The organism is Streptomyces sp. NPDC051582 (genome assembly GCF_040681715.1).
In the GTDB taxonomy this organism is placed as follows: domain Bacteria; phylum Actinomycetota; class Actinomycetes; order Streptomycetales; family Streptomycetaceae; genus Streptomyces.
Window position 1 is genome coordinate 126618 of the sequence record NZ_JBFAZJ010000004.1, and the last position, 24159, is coordinate 150776.

At 72.2% G+C, this 24159-nt stretch carries 22 protein-coding genes; 8 read left to right on the top strand and 14 right to left on the bottom strand.

What is annotated here, in order from left to right:
- Nucleotides 1–188 precede the first annotated feature (188 nt).
- From AB0M92_RS08230 to AB0M92_RS08245, 4 genes are all read left to right on the top strand, one after another.
- Entirely contained in the window at nt 189–650 is a 462-nt protein-coding gene (locus tag AB0M92_RS08230) for an SseB family protein (RefSeq protein WP_099890461.1), read from the top strand.
- A 26-nt stretch (nt 651–676) separates the two neighbouring features.
- Nucleotides 677–1636 carry a DUF5937 family protein gene (locus AB0M92_RS08235; RefSeq protein WP_366101270.1) on the top strand — a complete coding sequence of 320 codons (960 nt, stop codon included), beginning with the start codon at nt 677–679 and terminating at the stop codon, nt 1634–1636.
- Between the two features lie 148 nt (nt 1637–1784).
- Entirely contained in the window at nt 1785–2159 is a 375-nt protein-coding gene (locus AB0M92_RS08240) for a hypothetical protein (protein ID WP_366101271.1), read from the top strand.
- 124 nt (nt 2160–2283) lie between these two features.
- A complete protein-coding gene (locus AB0M92_RS08245) occupies nt 2284–3270 on the top strand; it encodes a pirin family protein (RefSeq protein ID WP_366101272.1) in 987 nt (328 codons plus the stop codon).
- 14 nt (nt 3271–3284) lie between these two features.
- Here the strand turns inward: AB0M92_RS08245 and AB0M92_RS08250 are convergent, their stop codons facing one another.
- Both AB0M92_RS08250 and AB0M92_RS08255 read right to left on the bottom strand, forming a co-directional pair.
- Entirely contained in the window at nt 3285–4328 is a 1044-nt protein-coding gene (locus AB0M92_RS08250) for an AI-2E family transporter (protein WP_366101417.1), read from the bottom strand.
- Between the two features lie 72 nt (nt 4329–4400).
- Nucleotides 4401–6548, bottom strand: coding sequence for a SpoIIE family protein phosphatase (locus AB0M92_RS08255; protein ID WP_366101273.1), 2148 nt, complete (start codon nt 6546–6548; stop codon nt 4401–4403).
- Between the two features lie 136 nt (nt 6549–6684).
- Between AB0M92_RS08255 and aspS the strand changes: the two genes are divergently transcribed.
- The gene (gene aspS, locus AB0M92_RS08260; protein WP_366101274.1) at nt 6685–8502 is read left to right on the top strand and encodes an aspartate--tRNA ligase; all 1818 of its coding nucleotides are present in this window, start codon (nt 6685–6687) and stop codon (nt 8500–8502) included.
- 98 nt (nt 8503–8600) lie between these two features.
- Here aspS and AB0M92_RS08265 read toward each other — a convergent pair whose 3' ends face one another.
- Nucleotides 8601–10109 carry a VWA domain-containing protein gene (locus AB0M92_RS08265; RefSeq protein WP_366101275.1) on the bottom strand — a complete coding sequence of 503 codons (1509 nt, stop codon included), beginning with the start codon at nt 10107–10109 and terminating at the stop codon, nt 8601–8603.
- A gap of 353 nt (nt 10110–10462) precedes the next feature.
- Here AB0M92_RS08265 and AB0M92_RS08270 point away from each other — a divergent pair, with 353 nt between their 5' ends.
- Nucleotides 10463–12556: a PhoX family phosphatase gene (locus tag AB0M92_RS08270; protein WP_366101276.1), complete on the top strand. Its 2094-nt coding sequence runs from the start codon at nt 10463–10465 to the stop codon at nt 12554–12556.
- A gap of 133 nt (nt 12557–12689) precedes the next feature.
- Here the strand turns inward: AB0M92_RS08270 and AB0M92_RS08275 are convergent, their stop codons facing one another.
- From AB0M92_RS08275 to AB0M92_RS08290, 4 genes are all read right to left on the bottom strand, one after another.
- On the bottom strand, nt 12690–13937 hold the full coding sequence (locus AB0M92_RS08275; protein ID WP_366101418.1) for a HAMP domain-containing sensor histidine kinase: 1248 nt from the start codon (nt 13935–13937) through the stop codon (nt 12690–12692).
- A gap of 32 nt (nt 13938–13969) precedes the next feature.
- Nucleotides 13970–14692 carry a hypothetical protein gene (locus AB0M92_RS08280; protein WP_366101278.1) on the bottom strand — a complete coding sequence of 241 codons (723 nt, stop codon included), beginning with the start codon at nt 14690–14692 and terminating at the stop codon, nt 13970–13972.
- A 94-nt stretch (nt 14693–14786) separates the two neighbouring features.
- Nucleotides 14787–16784 (bottom strand): FUSC family protein, encoded by a 1998-nt coding sequence (locus tag AB0M92_RS08285; protein ID WP_366101280.1) that lies wholly within the window; start codon nt 16782–16784, stop codon nt 14787–14789.
- A gap of 120 nt (nt 16785–16904) precedes the next feature.
- On the bottom strand, nt 16905–17732 hold the full coding sequence (locus AB0M92_RS08290) for a hypothetical protein (RefSeq protein WP_366101281.1): 828 nt from the start codon (nt 17730–17732) through the stop codon (nt 16905–16907).
- 139 nt (nt 17733–17871) lie between these two features.
- On the opposite strand from AB0M92_RS08290, the gene AB0M92_RS08295 reads away from it, so the two are divergent.
- Complete coding sequence (locus AB0M92_RS08295) at nt 17872–18276, top strand: hypothetical protein (protein WP_366101282.1); 405 nt, start codon at nt 17872–17874, stop codon at nt 18274–18276.
- A gap of 57 nt (nt 18277–18333) precedes the next feature.
- On the opposite strand, the gene AB0M92_RS08300 is transcribed toward AB0M92_RS08295, so the two are convergent.
- The 5 genes from AB0M92_RS08300 to AB0M92_RS08320 form a co-directional block, all read right to left on the bottom strand.
- A complete protein-coding gene (locus tag AB0M92_RS08300; RefSeq protein ID WP_366101284.1) occupies nt 18334–18504 on the bottom strand; it encodes a hypothetical protein in 171 nt (56 codons plus the stop codon).
- 57 nt (nt 18505–18561) lie between these two features.
- Nucleotides 18562–18936, bottom strand: coding sequence for a hypothetical protein (locus AB0M92_RS08305; protein WP_366101285.1), 375 nt, complete (start codon nt 18934–18936; stop codon nt 18562–18564).
- Between the two features lie 114 nt (nt 18937–19050).
- Entirely contained in the window at nt 19051–19632 is a 582-nt protein-coding gene (locus tag AB0M92_RS08310) for a class F sortase (protein WP_366101286.1), read from the bottom strand.
- A 274-nt stretch (nt 19633–19906) separates the two neighbouring features.
- Nucleotides 19907–20662 carry a CbtA family protein gene (locus tag AB0M92_RS08315; protein WP_366101287.1) on the bottom strand — a complete coding sequence of 252 codons (756 nt, stop codon included), beginning with the start codon at nt 20660–20662 and terminating at the stop codon, nt 19907–19909.
- 27 nt (nt 20663–20689) lie between these two features.
- Complete coding sequence (locus AB0M92_RS08320) at nt 20690–20902, bottom strand: CbtB-domain containing protein (RefSeq protein WP_030857499.1); 213 nt, start codon at nt 20900–20902, stop codon at nt 20690–20692.
- A 189-nt stretch (nt 20903–21091) separates the two neighbouring features.
- Here AB0M92_RS08320 and AB0M92_RS08325 point away from each other — a divergent pair, with 189 nt between their 5' ends.
- Nucleotides 21092–21544, top strand: a complete 453-nt coding sequence (locus tag AB0M92_RS08325; protein ID WP_366101288.1) for a histidine phosphatase family protein — start codon at nt 21092–21094, stop codon at nt 21542–21544.
- A 33-nt stretch (nt 21545–21577) separates the two neighbouring features.
- On the opposite strand, the gene pucL is transcribed toward AB0M92_RS08325, so the two are convergent.
- Entirely contained in the window at nt 21578–22495 is a 918-nt protein-coding gene (gene pucL / locus AB0M92_RS08330) for a factor-independent urate hydroxylase (protein ID WP_366101289.1), read from the bottom strand.
- A 231-nt stretch (nt 22496–22726) separates the two neighbouring features.
- Complete coding sequence (locus AB0M92_RS08335; protein WP_366101290.1) at nt 22727–24079, bottom strand: aspartate aminotransferase family protein; 1353 nt, start codon at nt 24077–24079, stop codon at nt 22727–22729.
- Nucleotides 24080–24159: the final 80 nt, after the last annotated feature.

The window sequence follows — 24159 nt, forward strand, 5'->3', positions numbered from 1 at the left end:
GCTCGGGAAGACAGATTCCTCGTACATACCAATCGGTAACGTCATGATGCTACCCACGGGTAATAAGACGCAACCCCTGATGTGGCGACTGTGACCAGGGTCAAGCCGCGCGCCGGCCGGCCGCAGGTCCGCAACCCTGGCGGGAATGCGCGTCCACGGGGCCGGGGGCGCTCGGTAGGCTTCGCCCTATGTACGGCTACGACCAGAACGTGAGCGCAGGGCAGCAGCAGTACGCCGCCCCGCAGCAGATGGCCGGCGGGTACGGCGAGCAGCCGCTGTACCCCGAGCCCTCGCCGCCGTCGCTCGCCGACGCGGTGCGGGCGTTCACGACCGGGTCGCTGTCCGCCGAGGACTTCCAGCAGATCTTCGCCACGTCGAAGGTCTACTGCCCGCGCGGTGAGACGCCGGGCTTCCTGGCGCTGCACAACACGCAGCAGCCGGTGATCCCCATGTTCACCACGCTCAAGGAGCTCCGCCGGTACGCCGGCAAGGAGTCCAAGTACTTCGTGATCACGGGCGCCGAGGTGATCGACCTGCTGCCGACCGGCTACGGCTTCGTCCTCGACATGGAGGGCGACCACCGCATGGTCTTCGACGCGAAGGCCGTGGAGCAGATGGTCGACTACGCGATGCGGCGCATGTACGGCTGAGCGAGGCGGTGGCCGGGGGGCGGATCGTGCTGCGAGTGCATTTCACGGCGGAGGACCTGCTCAACGTCACCTTCGCGAGCGAGCCGCTGCCGCTGGTGGAGCTGTCGATGGCGCTGATCGCCTGGCAGCGCGTCGACGAGCAGGCCGTTTTCGGCCGCTGGCGCAGCCGGGTCGGCCGGGAGTTACCGGACCGGGCGCGCCCGCTGCTCGACCTGCTGCGGCCGGACGGCGACAATCCGCAGTTCGTCGAACCCGTGGCGCGGAGCCTGGAGGAAGGGCTGGCCGCCGTACGGGACGCGGGGCCCCTGCTGACCGCCGAGCAGCTGCACCGCACCGCCGCCCGCGCCCCCGGCGGGGCGTCCTGGCTGCGCGCGCTGTGGGGGCAGGACCGCGAGGCGTGGGACCTGCTGGACGGCGCGATCCGCTGCGCGTACGAGGCGGTCGTGGCCCCGCAGTGGCCGCGGATACGGCAGTCCTTCCGGGCGGACGTCGCCTGGCGCACCCGGCTGCTGGCCGCCCACGGCATCAAGGCCTGCCTGGCGAGCGTCCACCCGGCGGCGGCCTGGTCGCAGACGGCCTTCGAGGTGGCCCTGGATCCGGACTACGAGATCCGCCTCGGTGGCCGCGGCCTGGTGCTGATGCCCTCGGCGTTCTGGACGGGGCGTCCGCTGCTGGCCGGCCTGCCGGACGGATCGCACGTCCTGCACTACCCGGCGCTGACCCCGCTGCCGCTGGTCGGGCCGGACCGGGCGGAGGGTGCGCTGGACGCGCTGCTGGGCCGGACCCGCGCCGCCGTCCTGCACCTGCTGGTCGAGCGGCGGACCACGAGCGAGCTGGCCCGGGACCTGGACATCAGCCTGCCGTCGGTCTCGGAGCACACGCGGACGCTGCGCGCGGCCGGGCTGATCATCACGGAGCGGGACGGCAAGGCGGTCCTCCACTCGGCCACGGGGCTGGGCGTGGACCTGCTGCGCAGCGGCGGCTGACGGCGGCAGCCGGGGGCCGTCCACGGCTGGCCGCCGATCCTTTCGGGCACGCCCGAAAGGATCGCGGCCGGCGCCCGGAATCCCGAACATCGGTGCTGCGGGGGGAGGACACGGGGCCCCGCTCCACCGATCGGACCAGGGAGACGCGATGTCACGCATATCGATCCGCACGAAGTTCGCCGCGCTGGCGGCCACCGGGGTGCTGGCGCTGGGTACGGGGGTCCTGGCGGCTTCGCCGGCCGCGGCCTCCCACCACACGGTCGACGGGTGCCCTTCCGGGTTCGCCTGCATCTACACCGAGGGCGTGGGCTCGCACACGGTCGCCTGGGCCAAGGACCGCGCGGGCACGTACAACCTCAGCAACATGAACCACGAGCGCTGGGTCCTCAACAACCAGACCGGAAACTGGAAGTTCCGGCTGTGCACGGGCTACAACGGAACCGGCAGCTGTGAGTACATGCCGATCGACGAGTGGCGGTGGCGGGACATCACCCCCATCAACTCGGTCATCGTTTCGCCGTAACCGCATACGCGCAGGTGACAGGCTCAGGGCCCCGGGGGAATGTCCCCGGGGCCCCTTCTGTTCTGTGGGGTGTGGCAGAAAGTTCGAGTTTCAACTAAACTCGACGCAGAAGGAGGTTCCGACCATGCCTGCAGTGACTGTGGAGAACCCGTTGACGCTCCCCCGCGTCGCCGAGCCCGCTCAGGAGACCGCCGCCCGCAAGGTGCTGGCCGTCACGACCGCCCCGGGTGGGTTCGAGGGCGAGGGGTTCCCGGTGCGCCGCGCGTTCGCCGGGATCAACTACCAGCACCTCGACCCGTTCATCATGATGGATCAGATGGGCGAGGTGGAGTACGCGCCGGGCGAGCCCAAGGGCACCCCCTGGCACCCCCACCGCGGCTTCGAGACCGTCACGTACCTGATCGACGGAACCTTCGTCCACCAGGACAGCAACGGCGGCGGCGGAATCATCAACGGCGGTGACACCCAGTGGATGACCGCCGGCTCCGGCCTCCTGCACATCGAGGCGCCGCCGGAGTCCCTCGTCGTGTCCGGCGGCCTCTTCCACGGCCTCCAGCTGTGGGTGAACCTCCCCGCCTCCGACAAGATGATGCCCCCGCGCTACCAGGACATCGGCGGCGGCCAGGTCCAGCTGCTGTCCACCCCCGACGGCGGCGCCCTGCTCCGCGTGATCGCCGGTGAACTGGACGGCCACTCCGGCCCCGGCATCACCCACACCCCGATCACGATGATCCACGCGACCGTCACCCCGGGCGCGCAGATCACCCTCCCGTGGCGCGAGGACTTCAACGCCCTCGCGTACGTCATGGCCGGGCGCGGCAGCGTCGGCACCGACCGGCGGCCCGTCCACACCGGGCAGACGGCGGTCTTCGGCGAGGGCGGCTCGATCACGGTGCGCGCGGACGAGTCCCAGGACGCCAACACCCCGGACCTGGAGGTCGTCATCCTCGGCGGGCGCCCCATCCGCGAGCCGATGGCGCACTACGGGCCGTTCGTCATGAACAGCCGCCAGGAGCTCCAGCAGGCCTTCGACGACTTCCAGGCCGGCCGGCTGGGCACCATCCCCACCACCGCCCGGGAGCGCAACAAGTCGGCGGACCAGCACTCCTGACCCCGCGCGGCGCGCTACTCCCGGGGCTCGGCCCCCGCGTAGCGCGCCCGGATCTCCGACACCACACCGAACGCGGCGGCGGTCAGCGGCACGGACAGCAGCATGCCGAGGATCCCGGCGACGCTGGCGCCGGCGGTGATGGCGAGCATGACCACGGCGGGGTGCATCTGCACGGTCCGGCTCTGGATCACGGGCTGGAGGATGTGCCCCTCCAGCACCTGTACGGCGAGCACCACGCCCACGGCCCACAGACCGATGAACCAGCCCCGCTCGGCGAAGGCGACGAGGACGGCCACCGCGCCGGAGATGAAGGCCCCCAGGTAGGGGATGTACGCGCCCACGAACACCAGGGCGCCGAGGCCGACGGCGCCGGGAACGCGGAGCACGAGCAGCCCGATCGTGATGCACAGGGCGTCGATCAGGGCGATGAAGGTCGTTCCGCGCATGAAGCCCTCGACCGCCTCGAAGGCGCGGCGCGCCATCGCCTCGACGGTGTCGCCGGTGGCGCGGGGCGCGAGCGAGCGCAGGGTCCCGGCGGCGCGGTGGGAATCGCGCAGGAAGAAGAACATCAGCAGGAGGGCGAGCACGGCGGTGGCGAGCATCTCGCCGACGACGCTGATGCCGGTGATGACGCCGGAGGCGGCCGTACCGCCGAACTTCGCCAGCAGCTCCTTGGCGTTCGAGGCCAGGTCCTCCAGCGAGGTGCCGGCGGGCCCGAAGCGGGCGGCGAGGTCCTGCCCGGCCTGCTTGAGGGAGTCGAGGATCTGGTCACCGGTGTCGATCAGGGCGTGGACGACCACGTACCCGGCCCCGCCGAACACCGCGACCACGCCGAGGCAGGTGAGCGCGGCGGCCAGCGAGCGGTGCATCCCCATCCGTACGAGACGCCGGTGCATCGGCCCGAGCAGTGCCGCTCCGAGCAGCGCGAGCAGGACGGGCGTGACGGCCGTCTTGAAGGTGATGCACAGCCACACGCCGACGGCGGCCACGCCGGTGACGAGCAGGGCGACCACGCACCAGGCGGCCAGCCGCCTGACCGGCGGGGGAAGCAGAGTCAGCACCCGTGCATCCAACCACGCCGCCGCGGAGCCGCGTTGGCCGCGCCGGGCCGTCCCCGCACGGTACGGAGCCTAGGAACCGTCCTTGGTCTGCTCGTACATTTCGAACCAGATCGACTTGCCCTCGCCGCGCGGGTCCACGCCCCAGGTGTCCGCCAGCATCTCCATCAGCAGGACGCCCCGGCCGCTCGACGCCATCTCGCCGGGGTGCCGCTTGTGCGGCAGCTCGTCGCTGGCGTCGGCTACCTCGATGCGCAGCCGCCGCGTCCCCCGTTCGCCCACCGCCTCCGCGACGAGCAGCGCGTCGCCGTCCGTGTGCATGAGGACGTTCGTGACCATCTCGGAGACCATGAGCACCGCCGAGTCCACCTGTTCCGCGTCCGCCCAGTCGTGCAGCAGCTCCCGGATCTGCCGGCGGGCGCCCGCGATCCGCTCCGGCTCCGCCTGCGCCACGGTCAGCATCGTGCGGCGCGCCGGTCGCACCACGTGCTCCGCGGGGGCCCCGCAGTCGCATTCCGCGCCCTCCCGGCACAGCAGCACGACGGCTATGTCGTCCTCGCGACGGTCGGCCAGCGGGCCGGTGGTGTGGTGCGAGGAGGGCCCGTGCACGGCCTGCACCAGCAGATCGGCCAGCTTCTCCAGGCCGTCGGGGCCGTGCGTCCCGTCCGGCTCGTGCGTCTCGGACTCCAGGATCGCCCGCAGCCGCGCCCAGCCCGTGTCCAGGTCGTGCCCGCCGGTCTCGATCAGCCCGTCGGTGCAGAGCACCATCGTCTCGCCGGGCTCCAGCGTGAACCGCGTCGTCGGGTAGTCCGTGTCCGCGACGATGCCGAGCGGCAGGCCGCCGGCGGTCGGGCGCATCAGCACCGTGCCGTCCGGCATCCGGATCACCGGGTCGGGATGGCCGGCGCGGGCCACCTCCAGCAGCCCGGACGCCGGGTCGCACTCCACGTACAGGCAGGTCGCGAAGCGCGGGCTGCGGAAGTCGTCGTCCTCGTACGAATCGGTGATGCCGGCCAGGAAGCGGGAGGCGCGCGAGAGCACCGCGTCGGGCCGGTGGCCCTCGGAGGCGTACGCGCGCACCGCGATCCGCAGCTGGCCCATCAGCCCGGCGGCCCGTACGTCGTGCCCCTGGACGTCCCCGATGACCAGCGCGAACCGTCCCGCCGGCAGCGGGATCATGTCGTACCAGTCGCCGCCGACCTCCAGTCCGCCGCCGGTCGGGACGTACCGGGCGGCGATCCGCATGCCGGGGATGTCGGGGCCCAGCATGGGCATCATCGACCGTTGCAGGTCGGAGGTGAGTTCCCGCTCGGATTCGGCCACGCCCGCCCGCTGGAGGGCCTGGGCCAGCATCCGGGCCACCGTGGTCAGGACGGAGCGCTCGTCCGGGGAGAAGGACACCGGGTGCTTGAACGCGGCCATCCAGGCGCCCATGGTGCGCCCGGCGACGATCAGGGGGAGGAAGGCCCACGAGGCCCGGCCGAAGCGCTGGGCGAGCGGCCAGGTGGCCGGGAACCGCCGTTTGTAGTCCTCGGGGGAGGGGAGGTAGATCGCCCGACCCGTACGGACCACCTCGGCGGCCGGGTAGTCCGTGTCCAGCCGCATGTCCGAGAAGGGGGCCTCGTCCCCGGGGCCGTGCCCGTGGTGCCCGATGATCGCCAGCCGGTCCCCGGCCACCTCGAACACCGCCAGCCCGTCGGGGCTGAAGCCGGGCATCGACAGCGAGGCGGCGACGCGCAGCACCTCCGCCGTGGACCGGGCCTCGGCGAGCGCCCGCCCCGCGTCCAGCAGGAAGGCCTCGCGGGAGCGCCGCCAGTCGCCGGTGATCGGGGTGTGGACGGCGGTGGTGCCGGGCTGCGGCTCGGCGATCTCCTGGATGGTGCCGATCAGCTCGTAGTCGACGCGGCCGTCGGCGGACCGGTTCTCCACGGGCTTGGAGCGGCTGCGCACGGTCCGCAGCACCCGCCCGTCCTCGTCCATGATCCGCAGCCGGGCCTCGGCCAGGGTGTCCTCGGCCACTGCGAGGTTGACGATCCCGTTGATCTCGTTCCAGTCCACCGGGTGGAACCGCGAACGTACGACGACCTCCGGCAGCACGACGGGCTCGGCGGGCAGCCCGAGCAGCCGGGCGGCCTCGCCGTCGAGGGTGACCGTCCCGGAGGCGTTGTCCCATCGCCACAGGCCCGTCGCGATGGCGGCCAGGACGTCCTCTGTGCGCACCCGGTCATCTTTACAGGTCATCCCCCGGGCGTGCCTGTTCACGGGGGTCGGCGGGCACGCCCGCACGGTCCCCGGCCCGGACGGTAACCTTGTGAGGGTTGAATCCACCCTGGTATCGCGAAGAACTGGATGACTGATGCATCGGTACAGGTCCCACACCTGCGGCGAGCTCCGCGCCTCTGACGTCAACGCCGACGTCCGGCTGAGCGGCTGGCTGCACAACCGTCGAGACCTGGGCGGCATCCTCTTCATCGATCTGCGCGACCACTACGGCATCACGCAGCTCGTCGCCCGCCCCGGCACGGCCGCGGCCGCCGTCCTGGACAAGCTGTCCAAGGAGACCGTCGTCCGTGTCGACGGCAAGGTCGTCTCCCGCGGCGCCGATAACGTCAACGGCGAGCTGCCCACCGGCGAGATCGAGATCGAGGCCGCCGAGGTCGAGGTGCTCGGCGCGGCCGCCCCGCTGCCCTTCACGATCAACACCGACGACGGTGTGAACGAGGAGCGGCGCCTGGAGTACCGCTTCCTCGACCTGCGCCGCGAGCGCATGCACCGCAACATCATGCTGCGCTCGGCCGTCATCGCGTCGATCCGCTCGAAGATGGTGGCCCTCGGCTTCAACGAGATGGCGACCCCGATCCTCACCGCGACCTCCCCCGAGGGCGCGCGCGACTTCGTCGTCCCGTCCCGCCTGAACCCGGGCAAGTTCTACGCCCTGCCGCAGGCCCCGCAGCAGTTCAAGCAGCTGCTGATGATCTCGGGCTTCGACCGGTACTTCCAGATCGCGCCGTGCTTCCGCGACGAGGACGCCCGCGCCGACCGTTCGCCGGGCGAGTTCTACCAGCTCGACGTCGAGATGTCCTTCGTCGAGCAGGAGGACGTCTTCCAGCCGATCGAGCGCCTGATGACCGAGCTCTTCACCGAGTTCGGGGGCGGCCGCGAGGTCACCTCGCCGTTCCCGCGGATCCCGTTCCGCGAGTCGATGCTGAAGTACGGCAACGACAAGCCCGACCTGCGCGCCAAGCTGGAGCTCGTCGACATCACCGACGTCTTCGAGGGCTCGGAGTTCAAGGCGTTCGCCGGCAAGCACGTGCGTGCGCTGGCCGTCCCGGACACCGCCGCGCAGCCGCGCAAGTTCTTCGACGGCCTCGGCGAGTACGCGATCTCGCTCGGCGCCAAGGGCCTGGCCTGGGTCCGCGTCGGCGAGGACGGTGCCCTGACCGGCCCGATCGCCAAGTTCCTCACCGAGGAGAACGTCAAGGTCCTCACCGAGCGCCTGGGCCTGGTCCCCGGCCACGCCGTGTTCTTCGGCGCCGGCGAGTTCGACGAGGTCTCCAAGATCATGTCGGGCGTGCGCGTCGAGGCGGCCAAGCGGGCGGGCCAGTTCGAGGAGAACGTCTTCCGCTTCTGCTGGATCGTCGACTTCCCGATGTACGAGAAGGACGAGGAGACCGGCAAGATCGACTTCTCCCACAACCCGTTCTCCATGCCCCAGGGCGGCATGAAGGACCTGGAGGAGAAGGACCCGCTGGACATCCTGGCCTGGCAGTACGACATCGTCTGCAACGGCATCGAGCTGTCCTCCGGCGCCATCCGAAACCACGAGCCCGAGGTCATGCTGAAGGCCTTCGAGATCGCGGGTTACGAGGCCGAGACCGTCGAGCGCGAGTTCGCCGGCATGCTGCGCGCCTTCCGCCTCGGCGCCCCGCCGCACGGTGGCATCGCCCCGGGTGTGGACCGCATCGTGATGCTGCTCGCCGACGAGCCGAACATCCGCGAGACCATCGCCTTCCCGCTGAACGGCAACGCGCAGGACCTGATGATGGGCGCGCCCACCGTTCTGGAGGAGTCCCGCCTGCGCGAGCTGAACATCGCGCTGCGCAAGCCGGTGGAGACGAAGGCCGCCGACGCCAAGCCGATCGCGGAGGCCGTCCACCCGGACGCCGCGCGGTAATCGCCGGTAGACGAGACGAAGGGCCCCGGATCCGATGGATCCGGGGCCCTTCGTCGTGCGTGCGTCGTGCGCGCGTCGTGCGGGGCGGGCCTCAGGGCTCAGAAGCTCTGGAGCAGGCCCTTCGCCAGCGCGGCGGAGGTCAGGCCGGCGGGGGCCGGACCGGCGTGGAAGAAACCGGCGTTCTCGGCGTCCAGCTTGCGCAGGAAGTCGAAGGCCTTGGCGTCGTGGTCGCCGAAGGCGACGAACTGCCAGTACACGCCGGGTGCGGAGGCGGCGGCGTCCGCCAGGGCCTGCTTGGCGGGCCGGACGCCGTCGGGGGCGCCGTCGGTCTGGAACACGACCAGGGCGGGGTGGTCGCCGCCGTCCTTCTCGTAGTGCTCGATGACCTGCTCCACGGCGCGGTGGTAGCTGGTGCGGCCCATGTGGCCGAGCTCGGCGTGCCGGGTCTCGACCCAGGTGCCGTCGTGGGCGTCGAGGGTCAGGTCGGCGGTGCCGTCCACGTCCGTGGAGAAGAACACGGTGTGCACGGTCGCCTCGGCGTCGAGGTGAGCGGCGAGGGCGAGGGCGTGGTCCGCGAGGTGCTGGGCGCTGCCGTCCTTGTAGAACGGGCGCATCGACCCGGACCGGTCCAGGACCAGGTACACCTTGGCCCGCGCACCGGCCTTGCCCTTGCCCCGGAGCACCGTCCCGGCGGCCTTGTAGGCCCCGGCCACCCCCGGAGCCGCCCGCTTCACCTCGGCGAGGGCGCGAGCCGGCCCGTCGGTCTCGGTGGCGAGGACCCCGACCACCGGTTCGGGCTCCGGCTCGGGCGCGGGCTCGGGCTCGGTCTCGGCGACGGCCGCCACGGGCTCGGCCTCGACGGGAGCCTCGACGACGGCCTCCGCCGCGGGCTCAGCCACCACCACGGGCTTCACCTCGGGAACCTCGGCGGCGGCGACGACGACCTCGACCTCGGCCACCGGCTCGGCCGCGGAGGTCTCGACCTCGGCTGCCAAGGGCGCGACGACGAGCTCGGGTTCGGTCTCCGCCGCGGGCTCGGCCACGACCGGGTCCTCGGCGACGACGACCTCGGGTTCGGTCTCCGCCGCGGGCTCGGCCACGACCGGGTCCTCGGCCGCGACCGGGTCCTCGGCGACGACGGGGGCCTCGACCTCGGCGACCGCCTCGGGCTCGGCCTCGGCCACGACCTCGGTGGCCGATGCGGCCGTCGGCGTCTCCGGCTCGGCCACGACCGCCTCGGCCACGACCGCCTCGGCCTTGTCCTCCGGCTCCGGCTCGGCCACGACAGCCTCGGCCTTGTCCTCCGGCTCCGGCTCGGACGCGGCGACCTCGGCGACCGGCTCCGTCTCGGGAGCCATGGCCTCGGCCTCGGCGGCCGCCGGCTCGGCGACCGGCTCCGGTGCGGTCGACGGCTGGGGGCGCCGGGCCTCCGGGACCGTGGGGTCCGGGGCCGGGGCGGTGAGAAGGGTCCCCGGCTCGCGGTCCCGCGGAGCGGACTGCGGGGGAACCGTCGGATTGTCGAAGGAGGCGGCGACCAGTTCGGCCGCCACGTCCAGGGGGGTCCGTTCCGCCTGGTTTGGGACGGAGGCCGAAGTGGCGTCCGTCATCTCCGGAACCGGCTCGGCAGACCGTCCGAACACCTTGCGCAACAAGCTCCGAATACCCATGGGCCAGGCCTTTCGCATGAGTGCGTGCGTCATTTGTCCGTGCTGCGCGGTTGATCCCTGCCCAGAGTGGACACGTAAGGTTATCGGCCGCTTGGCTGGAACTTCGGCAGGGGCGCCCTTCGTGGCGCCCGGCCCGCCCAGCACACACCCCATCTTGCCGAACTCCCGCACCGACGTGCCCGGTTCACCGGGCGTTCATTCCGCCGCCGCCGCTTCGGCGCAACCCGCGCCTACCGTCACGGCTGGATTCGACCGACATGCTGTCGGCACCCGTGCATCTACGGAGGACACTCGTGCGCAAGCTCCTGCCGCTCATAGGCAACTCGCATGGGGGCGGCCGTTCCGCCCTCACCTGCCGCTACCGCTGTGGCGACGCCTGCTTCCACGAGGTGCCGAACAAGAGCGACAACGAGTACGTCGGCGACGTCATCGCCCGCGCCTACTCGCGCCGCTCGATGCTGCGCTCCGCCGCCGTCGTCACGGTCGCGTCCGCCGCCGGTACCGCCATCACCCTCGGCAGCAACGGCTCCTCGGCCACCGCCGCCCCCGCCGCCGACGCCCAGGGCGCCGCCGCCGACGCCGCGGGCGCCCGCGGTCTGCGCTTCAAGGCCGTCGCGCCGAACACCGACGACCGGGTCACCGTCCCCGAGGGCTACGAGCAGAACGTGGTCATCCGCTGGGGCGAGCCCATCGTCAAGGGCGCTCCGGGCTTCAACGCCGACAAGCAGACCGCCGCCGCCCAGGCCGGTCAGTTCGGCTACAACAACGACTTCCTCTCGCTGCTGCCGCTCGGCGGGGACTACGAGCGCCAGCAGCTGCTCGTGGCCAACCACGAGTACACCGACGAGATCCTCATGTTCAAGGGCTACGACCCCGCGAACCCGACCCGCGAGCAGGTCGAGATCGCCTGGGCCGCGCACGGCCTCGGTGTCGTCGTCGTCCAGGAGGACCACCGCAGCGGCAAGCTGACCGCGGTCAACCGTCACCAGCTCAACCGCCGCCTCACCGCGACCAGCGAGTTCAAGCTCACCGGCCCGGCCGCGGGCAGCGCCCTGGTGAAGACCTCCGTCGACACGACCGGCACCAAGGTCCTCGGCACGCTCAACAACTGCTCCGGCGGCACCACGCCGTGGGGCACCACGCTGCACGGCGAGGAGAACTTCAACCAGTACTTCGCCAACGCCGGCCAGGTCACCGACGCCACCGAGGCCGCCCGCCTGAAGCGCTACGGCGTGACCGCCGGCGCCACCGAGCGCAAGTGGGAGCGCTTCGACAAGCGCTTCGACGTGCTCCAGGAGCCCAACGAGTCGCACCGCTTCGGCTGGGTCGTCGAGCTCGACCCGTACGACCCGCACTCCACCCCGCGCAAGCGCACCGCGCTGGGCCGCTTCAAGCACGAGGGCGCCCAGCCCCGCCTGACCGAGGACGGCCGCCCGGTCGTCTACATGGGCGACGACGAGAAGTTCGACTACTTCTACAAGTTCGTCTCCTCGAAGAAGATGAAGAAGGGCGACTCGCGAGCGGCGAAGGAGCACAACCTCACGCTGCTCGACGAGGGCACCCTCTACGTGGCCAAGCTGACCGGTGACTCCCCGGCCGCCGAGTTCGACGGCACGGGCAAGCTGCCGTCCGACGGCCAGTTCGACGGCTCCGGCGTGTGGATCAAGCTCCTCACCTCCTCCCCCTCCGGCAACGTCTCGCACGTCGAGGGCATGACCGCCGAAGAGGTGGCCGTCTTCACGCGTGAGGCCGGCGACAAGGTGGGCGCCACGAAGATGGACCGCCCCGAGGACATCGAGCCCTCGCCGCGCACCGGCCGCGTGTACGTCGTCCTCACCAACAACAGCGACCGGGGCAAGGCCGGCAAGGCCGGTGCGGACGAGGCCAACCCGCGCAACGCGAACAAGCACGGCCAGATCCTGGAGCTCGCCGAGAACTTCGACGACCCGGCCGGCGACGGCTTCGCCTGGCGCCTCTTCCTGGTCGCCGGTGACCCGAAGGACCCGTCCACCTTCTTCGCCGGCTTCCCGAAGGAGAAGGTCAGCCCGATCTCCTGCCCGGACAACGTGACCTTCGACCCGCACGGCAACCTGTGGATCTCCACGGACGGCAACCAGCTCGGCTCCCACGACGGTCTGTTCGGTGTGGCCACCGCCGGTGACCGCCGCGGCGAGCTGAAGCAGTTCCTGACCGTCCCCCGCGGCGCCGAAACCTGCGGCCCGCTGGTCCAGGACAAGCGCGTCCTGGTCGCCGTCCAGCACCCGGGCGAGATCGACGGCGCGTCCGTCGAGAAGCCCCAGTCGGTGTGGCCCGACGGCCCCGGCAAGATCGTCCGTCCGGCGGTCGTGTCCGTCTGGCGCAAGGACGGCAAGAACATCGGCGTCTGATCGGGCCGGTGCGCACGGTCAGTTGACCGGTTGAATCCATCCGGGCGGTGGGTGTTTCACGTGAAACACCCACCGCCCACGGGCGTTTCACCGGGTGCGCTTCCCGGCGCTGGCCGGGGGAGGGACGCTCGGCTTAGCCGCTCCCGTCCGTCAGGCGTCCGACGGGCAGCCTGAGCGTGGTCATCGCCCCGCCGTCGGGTGCGTTGGCGAAGCTCAGGGCGATCTCCAGGACCGCCGCCTGGCCGGCCACGATGGTCAGGCCCAGCCCGTGGCCCCGGCCGCGGCCCGGGTCCCCGGTGCGGAAGCGCTGCGGTCCCTGCTCGATCAGCTCGGGCGGGTAGCCGGGCCCGTGGTCGCGCACGACCACCACCGGGCCTTCGACGCTCACCTCGACCGGCGGTTCCCCGTGCTTGTCGGCGTTGACCAGCAGGTTGGTCAGGATCCGGTCCAGCCGCCGCCGGTCGGTGAGCACCACCACGTCACGGACGATCCGTACGGAGGCCTCCAGGCGGGTCGCCCGGACGGCCCGCCGGACCGCCTCGCCGAGTTCCACCCGGGCCGGCTCGGCTTGCTCGACGCCCGATTCCAGCCGGGAGATCTCCAGCAGGTCCTCGGTGAGCAGGTGCAGGGCCTTGAGCCGGTCGTTGATCATCTCCTTGGGGCGCCCCTCCGGCAGCAGGGCGGCCGCGGCGAGGGAACCGGTGAGCGGGGTGCGCAGCTCGTGCGCGACGTCCGCGGTGAAGCGCTTCTCCGCCTCGATCCGCTCCTGGAGGGAACGGGCCATGGAATCGAGCGCCACCGCGACGTCCCGCACCTCGTCGCGGTAGCGAGGCCGGCGCCGGTCGTCGTCCTGTTCCACGGGGAACCCCACGCGCGCGTCCAGGTCCCCGGCGCTGATCCGGCGGGCCACGGCGGCCGTGGTGGTCAGCCGGCGGCTGATCCGGTTGGCGAGGAACAGGCCGGCCAGCGCCACGACTCCGGCGGCGAGCGCGGCGGAGGCCAGGATCGCGGTGTCGACGTCCCGCAGCCGGTGGCGGGTGCTCTCGTACGGCAGCCAGATGGCGAGGGCCTTGCCGTCGGCGGGTCCGGCGGCCCACATGACGGGTTGGCCGGCGCGCTCGCCGACCATGCTGCCGGTGCGTCCGTGGGACACGAGCGTCCGCAGCGGTTCCGGGAGCTCGGGCGGGTTCACGGCTACGTTCACCTCACCGTGCGAGGTGCCGTACTGGTACTGGGCGAGGGCGTAGTCCAGATCCCGGTCCGCGTCCTTGCGGACCTCTCCGACGATCTGCCGGGCGACCACGTTGTGCACGAGGATCCCGAGCACCGCCGCGACGGCGCAGCACACGGCCGTGGTGGTCAGTGCGATCTTCCAGCGCAGACTGCTCGTCACCCGCACGGCGGCCCGGCCCCTCAGCCCCGGCTCGCGGAGGAGCACGGGGCGGAGCCGTTCTTCGCGCCCGGGCACTCGTCGAGGGTGAGCTGGGACAGGTTCATGATCCCGGCCTTGGGGTCCCACACGTAGTCGGAGACGGAGACCTTCTCCGGGTTCGAGGTCGGCTCGCGGACCGCCAGGTGTTCCGCGGCCACCTCCACGCCCTCCAGCACCCCGCGCCGGGACAGGATCCGGGCGATGGCCCCGTCGTCGCGGACGGTGTAGACGCGCAGCTCGCTGACCCGGCCGTCGATGTCCAGGGCGGTGATCAGCTCGTCGCGGCCGTTGCCCGTCACGTCGTGCAGCACCGGGGGCCGCACCGGACAGTCCGGGCCTCCGTCCACAGCCCGTGTGCACAGGGCGAGGCGCTGCACCGCCCGGGGGTCGACGAGGCGTCCGGTCCCCTGGTCCTGGGCGGTGGCGGCGGTGATGTCGGCCCGTACGACCTCCACCGCGTTCACGCCCCGCATGCCGAGCCCGGCGACCTTGGGCAGCCCCGGGACCACGGCGGCCGTACCGGGGTTCTGGCCCGGGCCGGGCGGGTCCGGGTGGATGTCGCGCCACAGGGACTGCGGGGCGTGCACCGTGCCCAGGTCGCCGTCGTCGTGCAGTCCGTCCACATCGGCGCACCCGGCCGCCGCTGCGAGGACGGCGGCGAGGACCGGGACCGCTGCGCGGCCGCGCCGGGAGAGGGGCCTCATGCACCGATGCTCTCCCGGCCGGGCCGTGCGGGCCCGGCCCCGGGGCCATTCGGGCGACGCGCGCGACCCGGGCCCCGGGGGCGGCGGTCCCGGGTCAGTGGTCGTCGGCGGCGATCGCGCGGGCCGCGGCGAGTTCGTGGCGCACCGGGGCCAGGACGGATGCCTCGTCCCCGGGCGGCAGCGCCGCCGGGCGCAGCTGGGTCGGCGTCCTGGCCCGGCGCACGCCCTGGGCCAGGGCCCGCAGATCGGCGATGACGATCGCCACCTCCTCGGCGCCGGGGGCTTCGGCGCCGTGGTTGACCCGGACCCGCGCCGCGGTGGTCGCGTCGACGATCCGTTCTACGGCGACGACCAGCGGCCACCACGCGGCGGCCCGCGCCCCCGTCGGCGGCGGCTCGGTCAGCGCCCGCTGGAACTCGTTGCGCACGCCCGACATCTCGCGGTAGATCCGCCGCCGGGCCTGGAGCCGGGCGGTCCGCGCGGCCTGCCGGCCGGCTTCCGTGTCGGGGTGGGTGCCGAAGGCCCGTTCCACGTACCGGGCCGCGTCGTCCACGGTGTCGGCGAGCCGGTCGCCGATCCGGGTGTGCCAGCTCTCGGGCCACAGCAGGTAGCCGGCGAGGAGGGTGATGGCGCAGCCGATCAGGCTGTCCAGGAGCCGGGGCCGGATCAGGTCGAAGCCCTGATGGTTGAGGAGGTCCGAGAGCAGCAGGATCACCGGGGTGATCGCGGCGGTCTGGAAGGCGTACCCCTTGACGGAGAAGGCGGGGATCAGGGCGCCGAGCACCACCATCACCGGCACGTCCCACCAGCCGCGCGGCACCTCGGCGAGCACGGCGGCGGCGATGACCAGCCCGGCCGCCGTGCCCACGGCGCGCAGCACGGCCCGGGAGAACACCGAGCCGAAGTCGGGTTTGAGGACGAAGGTGACGGTCAGCGCGATCCAGTAGGACCGCTCGACGGGCACCACGGAGACGAGTGTCTGGGCGAGCCCGATGCACAGGGCCAGGCGCAGCCCGTACCGCCAGGAGGCGCTGGACAGCATCATGTCGCGCACGGCCCGCCGGCTGCGGACCGTCAGCGCGGCGGGCCGGCCGAGCCGGTCGTCGACGTTGTGCAGGTCGGGATCGGGCACGTGCACGATGGCCGCCGCGTGCCGCAGGGCCGCGTCGAGTGCCCGTTCCGCGGGGGTGTGCGGCGCGGGCAGGTCCAGTACGGGCTTGCCGGTGCGGCCCTCCTCCACGGCCCGCGCCAGCTCCCGTACGGCCGCGGGGATCTCGGGCGGCAGCGCCCTGCCCCGCAGGTGCATGGCGGGTGCGGCCTCCACCAGCGGGATCACCACGTTCAGCTGGGCCAGCATCCGTACGAGCGCGGGACTGCGGCCGTGCACCCGGGCGCGGCGGCCCAGGACCAGGTCGTAGGCCTGGTTCAGGGCGTGCGTGACCTGTCGGCGCCGGTCGTCGTAGTCCGGTCCGCCCGCCGCTTCCAGGGCGTCGGCGAGCGCCCGGTAGGTGGCCGCCACGGCCACGCGCTCCGGTTGCCGGCCGCGCAGCGGCCAGCCCAGCAGGGTCAGCAGGAGGACGAACAGCCCGCCCGCGCCGAGCAGCAGCGGGGCCGTCCACCAGGGCTGGGGGAGCGGCAGTCCGGCGCCGACCACGGCGTTGAGGAGCAGCAGCAGTCCGGAGACGGACGCGACGGTACCGATCGAGGAGATCATCCCGGAGACGAGGGCGATCAGGGTGAGGGCGCCGACGGCGAGCCAGCCGTGGCCGTAGACCAGGGTGCCCAGGGTGACTCCGACCGCGCCGAACAGCTGGGGCACGGCGATGTTCAGGACCCGCATCCGGTAGGCGTCGGCGGTGTCGCCGATGACCCCGGACAGGGCGCCCATCGATACGAGGGCCCCGTACTCGGGCTCGTTCAGGGCGAATCCGACGGCGAGAGGGGCGGCCATCGCGATGCCGGCGCGCGCGGCGGCGGCCCAGGGGATCGGGGCGGTGCTCGGCCGCAGTCCCTTGAGCAGCCAGGCGGGCGGAGCCAGCGGACGGTGCCGGGGTCGCCCGGAGGGTATGTGTTCGGTGCGTTCGGTGCTCATTCAGCTTCCGTGCGGCCGCTCGTGAATCGGTTCTTCTGCGCTGTTCCGGGGTCTTGCGTTCTTCTTGGGTTCTTCTCGGCTTCTTCTGGGGCGTTCTGCGCGCTCCGGTACCTTCCGAGCTTATGGGGTGCGGCGCAGTCGGCCCGTCAGCCAGGCGGCGAGTGCGGCGACGAGCCCGATCGCCAGGACCACCCAGGCGGTGGTGCGCAGGAACGCGGTGAGCGCGTCGTACACCGCCGCGGCGGCCGCCCGGTCGATGTCGGCCGGCAGATCGTCGAGGGTGAGACGGCGGCAGACGACCACCGCGATCCACAGCAGTACGGCGCCGGCGGCCACCCCCAGCCCCGTGGCGATCACGGCGCGGCGCCGGTGGACGGCGACGGCGATCGCCGTCGCGGCGAGCACCACGGTCAGGACGGGAAGCCAGATGCCGGCGATCTGCAGCATGCGAAAGCCCTTCCGGAGCGCGCCGAGGTTGTCGTACTCCATGACCTTCACCGATACGTGCGTCACCGGGATCCGGTCGGCGAACGGCACGCCGTCGGCGAGGAGGTCCCCCTTGACCTGCTCGATCACGGGTGCGAGGTCGATGCTGACGGCGTTGCCGTCACCGGTGGTGAGTGCCTTGAGGAAGGCGGCGTGCGCGGCGCGGTTGGCCGCGTCCCAGGCGGTGCGGTAGGCCGGGGTGCCGGAGAAGGAGCGCAGGGCCTCCCCGAGCAGGGCGTCGATGCCGCCCTGGAAGGGCCCGGCGTCGATCTGCCCGGAGAGGGCTCGGCCCGCCTGGGTGACGACGACGCTCTGCACGGCCGGGTTCTCGGCCAGGGGGGACATCGCCGCGGTGTACCGGTCGGCGTCGCCCAGCTCGTGGTCCGCCCAGTACGCGACGGCGCCGGCGGGCACCAGGAGGGCCACCAGCACGATGAGTACCGCCGAGAGGAAGGTGCGCACGTCACCAGGGAAAGCCGCGGCGGCGGGGGACGCGAGCGGTGCTGCTGCGGGCGGGTGGCGCGGGGGTGCCCGGCGCTGCTCCACTTGCCGGAGCGGTGTGGCGGGTGTGCCCTGGATGGTGGAAGAGAGGAGCCCTGTCATGGCACATGCGGCACCCACCGCCCCGGGGCGGCACTTTCAGGCGACCGGCACGGAGCACGTGAGCAAGGGCCCGCTGACGCGGGCGCTGCTCCTCGGACTGGTCTACGGCGTCTGGGCGGCCTTCATGAAGCGCCAGACGGGCCCCGTCGACGCGGGCAACGTCTTCTACGGGATCCTGTGCGGAGTCGTCTTCGCCGCGATCATGTACGCCCTCTCGCAGGTGGGTCCCCGGCTGATGCAGGAGCTGCACGCCGCCGCGTACGGCGCGTTCGGCGGTGTCGCCGTGGGCTACCTGTACAGCCTGGCCGACCACTCGATCCTCCGCTCGTGCCTGGTCGGCCTTCTCGTCGGCATGGGTGTCGGACTGGCGGCGTTCTACCGGTACCACATGCGCGAGCCGTGACGGGATCCGTGGCGGGCGCCGGTCCGTACGAGGACCGGCGCCCGCTCGGGTCCGGGATCAGGCCTCGGTCGAGGCCTCGGAGTCGGTGGCCGGGGTGGCCGCCACGGACGCGGTGGGGGAGCCCTCGCCGTCGGTCGCGCGGCTCGGGGGCTTCGGGGCCGCCGGGGTGTAGCGGGTGACCTCGGCGCGGAGCATGGCGTTCAGGGCGGCGTACGGGTCGATGGGCATGCCGGAACCTCACGGTGTTCGGGGGTGTGTGGGGGTGTGCGCTGCTGCTCGGCCCGCTCAGCAGCGCAGGACCACACTCCGCTCCGTCCACGCGGACAGCATCGGCCCGTCCGCCCCGAAGGCATGGGCGAGCACGGCCCGATCGGCGGGTTTCACGTGAAACACCGGCCGCGGCAGCTGCCGCACCCCCGGCAGTCCGCGCACGGCGAGCCGTACGGCGACCCGCACTTCGGGATCCGCGGCCGGATCGGACTCCCCCTCGGCGGGGGCGGCCGGCTCGCTCGGCACACCGGAGGCGGCGCGTTCGGCCGCGGTGGCGGCCGCCGCGGCCGTCGTGACGGCGGGACCGGAGGCGAACAGGCACAGCAGCACGACACAGGCCGCCGAAAGGGCCCTGGCCAGTGCCGTGCGTGCGTACCGCGTCCCGCTCATGCGAGGGGTCTGCCCCGACACGCCGGACAACTCCCCCACCGGGCCCCAGAAGCCCCCGACCGGGGGAACGAAGACACCCCCCTCGGCTGACAGGAAGCCGGTGCGGCCGCCTGCTCAGCCGGTGCGGCGCTGGCCGGTCAGCCGGGCCAGGACGGTGGTTTCGCCGCTGACCAGCCGGAGTTGGGCGCGCCCCGGCCGCTGCCCGCGACCGGTGATGCCGCCGGGCGATACCCGGTCGACGGTGAAGACGGCGGTACGGCGGTCCGCCCGCGCGATCTCGATCGTCAGCCCGCGCCGCAGCTCGGCGAGGCGCAGATCGGCGGCGGTGACCACGGCCGTGCCGGCCGACCCCGGGGCCGGGCCGTCGTGGTCCCAGGAGGCCTCCTCCGCGTCCCTGCCCAGGGGGAGGTCGACGCCCAGGCTCGGGATGTGCAGCCGCAGCGGCCGCGAGAACCGCAGCGGTGTGATCGCGACGGCCCGCGAGGGCCGGGACCCCTTGCCCGACGCGTGCTGCCCCGAGTGCTCCAACTGCTCGACGAGCCGGCGGTGGCCGGACAGGCCGAGCGCCCGGGACGGCAGGGCGTCGGCGGCGGTGGCCGCGGTGGGCCGGGCGCCCTCCGTGGTCATCAGCATCCCCATCCCGGCGCCCAGCAGAGCCACTGTCAGCACGCCGGCCACCCACTTGGCGCGGGGCATGGAATCCTCCTGGTCCGATCCCCCGGCTCCGGCCGCCGGGTCTCCTGAGAGCAGTGGACTCCCTCCATGCCCGTCAGTACCGCTTACAACGCCGGAGACTGACGCCACGTCACAGGCGTGTCGCCACCTCGCCCCGGACGTCTTCCCAGCTGGCGACGGGTGAGACACCGCCGTTGCGGGGATTGCGCAAGATACGACCGAACGGGTGGACCTGCGAACGACCGAGGCCCCGGCCGCCGGGGGCGGTCAGGGCCTCGGGGCGCCGGTGACGGGATCAGCCGACGGGCTGCGCCGTCGCCCGGGGAGCGGCGGCCGGGGTGAGGGCGCGTTCGGCGAGGACACCGAAGGCCAGGCCGAAGGTCGTCCACATCGCCGCCTGGATGGCCAGGGTGGCGAGGCGGAACTGCCAGATCAGGGCGGCCGGGAAGTCCGCCGGGACCTCGTTGATGCCGGGCAGCGACGCGTAGGCGATGGCCACCGCCGCGACGAAGGCGACCGAGGCGACGATCGACGCGTTCCAGTTCCCCAGCTTGGGCGCCAGGCGCCGGCCCAGGATGAGCGCGGCCGCCGACAGCAGCACGCTCAGCGCGATCATCAGGACGTAGAGGGTGGTCCTGCGGACGACGGTGTCGGGGTCCCCGACGGCCGGCGGGTTGGAGGGGTACTTGAGGAACGGCACCAGGTTGAGGGCGACGAACAGGCCGCCCGAGACCAGCAGTGCCGTGACCCGGGGGCCGAAGCGGCCGATGCGGCCCAGCGCGTAGCAGAAGACGAGCGCGGCGATGCCGCCGAGCGCGATGCCGTACAGCAGCGTGCCGGTGCCGAGGCCGGCCGTGGCCTGGAGGGCCCGGCTGACCGGGGCCGCCTCCTCGCCGTGGTCGTGGGCGGCGTGGCCCGCTTCCTCGATGGCGATGGCGGCGTCGACCTTGGACTCACCGAGGACGTAGGCGACGAGGAAGGCGGCCAGCCCTGCGACCAGACCGGCCAGCATGCCCCGGATCAGCAGGACGCGGGGGGAAATGGGGTTCATGGTTCGGTTCCCTTGCGGAGGTGGAGATCAGTGGCAGGGGAAGCCGAGGAGGTGGCGGCCGTCGTGCATCCACTCGTGGACGGTGTCGCCCTCGAAGAGCGCGGTGGCGCCCTGCTCGGCACCGACGAGGTAGAGCAGGACCAGCATGAGGACGCCGACGAACACGGCCCAGGGGGCCAGCGCGGAAAGCGAGATCGGGGCGACGGCAGGGGCCGTCGTGGGCACGGCGGAGTGAGCCATGGCAGTACCTCCAGAGGGAACACGCGTCCCGGTCAGTGGTGCTCACGACGACATGGCGGGTCTGACTTTCCCTCCCCCTCCGGGAGGATTCACAGTGGCGCGACCGTGCCGGATTTTCACCGGTACTTCCGTCATACCGTCGTCTTTTTGGGTTGTCGTCCGTGACCGTACCGCGTTTACGCTCCCCTTATGAAGAGTGCCGTGGTACGAGTTCAGTTCGTCACACGTCCGTTCGGCGCCGACTCGCGGCAGATCCGTTTCGGCCACGGCGCCCCCTGCACCGGCCACGAGGGCCTGAGCGGTCCGGACACCGGGGCCTGGGCGGGCCGGACCCTGGACGAGGTCTCCGCCGAGGATCCGGCCGCCGTACGGCGATGGTTGACCGATCCCGACTACGCTCCCCCCGGCGGGGAGTCCGTCACCGCGCTGATCGCCCGCGTCGGCGCCGCACTGGCCGGCCTGGCCCCCGGCACGCACCGTGCCGAGGTCGACCAGGCCGTCGTACGGGCGGGCGTGGTGCACGCGCTGGAGCTGCCGGCCGCCGCGTTCTGGCGCCTCGACGTACGGCCGGACACGGTGACCACCCTCACCGGGCGGCTCGGCCGGTGGAACCTCCAGCTCGGGCAGCCGCTCGGCGCGTAGCCGCTCGGCGCGTGGCCGCTTGGCGCGTGGCCGCTAGGCGACGATCCAGTCGCTCGTCGCGATCACCGGCTGCACCCCGTCGCGGTGGATGGTGCCCTCGATCAGGCCGTACATCCGGTCCGCCGCGAAGTAGACCTCGTTGTCGTTCTTGAGGCCGAAGGGCTCCAAGTCCACCAGGAAGTGGTGCTTGTTGGGGAGGTTGAGGCGCACCTCGTTGACCCGCGGGCAGTTGTCGAGCACCCGCTCGGCCATCTGGTTCAGGGTCTGCTGGAGCGAGTACGAGTAGGTCTCCGCGAAGGCCTCCAGCATGTTCTTGCGGACCTTCTTGTACGACTGGTCCCAGTCGAAACCGGCGTCGTCGGCGGCCAGCGCCGAGTGCGCCCAGCGCGCGGTCACCTTGGTCGCCAGGATGCGGTCGTACGCCTCCTTGAGCGTCGTGTACTCGTCCTTGATGTAGCCGTGGAACTCGGAGTTCGTCGAGTTCATCACGGTCAGGTCCTTCAGACCCGAGATGACCTGGAGGCCGGTGGTCTCGCTGTACGTGATCTGCGCGGTGCGCACCTCCTGGCCCTTGCGGACGAAGGAGTGCTGCTCCTTGCGCGTCGGGACCGGGATCCGCTCCCACGCGTACTCCTCGATCCGGATCTGCGCCTCGCGGATCGGCGACTGGGAGGAGACGAAGTGCTTGGCGAGCAGGATGCCGAAGGCCTCGGGGGAGGCGATGCCGTGTTCCTTGCCGAAGGCGTACACCGTGTTCTTGGTGGTGTCGGTCGGCAGGCAGTTGGCGTTGTCGCCGGTCAGGTGGACGTCGCGGAACTCGCCGCGCAGCGCCACCGACACGTTGAGGTCGCGGATCTCGTGCCACGAACCGTCGGAGCCCTTGCGGGTGACCTTGACGATGCGGTTCTCGGCCTTGCCGTACTGGTTCTGCGCGAGGACGTGCTTGCTCATGGCTGTATTCCTTCGGGTACACGGAGTCCGACTGACTGGATCCCGTACGCCCGGCGTCCAGCGGTCGGCCCGCTCCCCGCCGTTCGGTCACGGAGGACCGCCCCGGGACTGACGTGCATCCCGGTCCGTAGGTGCTCTGTTCGGATTCCAGCACGCTCACGTGGTGTTCGGAACGGCGCGGAACGTCCAAGACAGGCACCCACGGATTGGGTGACTCTACATCCGTGCAGTTCAGGCCATGTGTGCGTCCGCGACCGACAGGGCCTCGTCCAGGATCGCCAGCCCCTTGGCCACGTCCTGCGGGCCGATGTTGCAGGGGGGCGCGACATGGATGCGGTTGCCCGCGATCAGCGGCCACAGCCCGCCCTTCTTGCAGGCGGCACCGAACTCGGCCATCGGCGCGTTGTCCGCCCCGGAGGCGTTGTACGGGACGAGCGGCTCGCGCGTCCGCGGGTCCCTCACGAGCTCCAGGGCCCAGAACGTGCCCAGGCCCCGGACCTCGCCGACCGACGGGTGCTTCTCGGCGAGGGCGCGCAGGCCGGGCCCCAGCAGCTCCGTGCCCGTGCGGGCGGACTGCTCGACGATGCCCTCCTCCTCCATGACGTTGATCGTCGCCACGGCGGCCCCGCAGGCCAGCACGTGCCCGGAGTACGTCAGCCCGCCCGGGTAGGGCCGCCGGGCGAAGGTCTCGGCGATGGCGGCGGAGATGGCGACCCCGCCGAGCGGCACGTATCCGCTGGTCACGCCCTTGGCGAAGCAGATCAGGTCAGGGGTGACGTCCCAGTGCTCGGAGGCGAACCACTTTCCGGTGCGGCCGAAGCCGACCATGATCTCGTCGAGGACGAAGACGATGCCGAAGCGGTCGCAGAGTTCGCGAACCCCGGCCAGGTAGCCGTCCGGGTGCACCAGCACGCCGGGAGCGCCGCCGACGGTCTCCAGGATGATCGCGGCGATCGACTGCGGGCCCTCGAAGACGATCGTGTCCTCAAGGTGGCGCAGGGCCCGCTCGCACTCCTCGGCTTCGGTGGCCGCGTAGAACGGCGAACGGTAGGTGAACGGCCCCCAGAAGTGCACGACGCCGGCGGTCGCGGTGTCGTTGCCGAAGCGGCGCGCGTCACCGGTCAGGTTGATCGCGGTGGAGGTGGCCCCGTGGTACGAGCGGTACGCGGACAGCACCTTCGGCCGGCCGGTGTGCAGGCGCGCCATCCGTACGGCGTTCTCGACGGCCTCGGCGCCCGCGTTGGTGAAGAAGATCTTGTCGAGGTCGCCGGGCGTGCGCTCGGCGATCAGCCGGGCCGCCTCCGAACGGACGTCGACGGCGAAGCCGGGCGCGACGGTGCAGAGCTTGGCCGCCTGCTCCTGGATGGCCGCGGCCACCTTGGGGTGCTGGTAGCCGATGTTCGTGTAGACGAGGGCGCTGGAGAAGTCGAGGAAGCGGTTGCCCTGGTAGTCCCAGAAGTACGAGCCCTCGGCCCCGGCCACGGCGAGCGGGTCGATGAGCTCCTGCGCAGACCAGGAATGGAAAACGTGCTTCCGGTCGGCGTCTTTCACGGCGGCGAGCGCGTCGGCGGCTTCTGCGTTCATGTCCCGAGCGTAGTTGTCCATGATGTGGACCCCGGGGAGGGGCGGGCGACGTTTCACGTGAAACAGCGCTCCGGCGACGC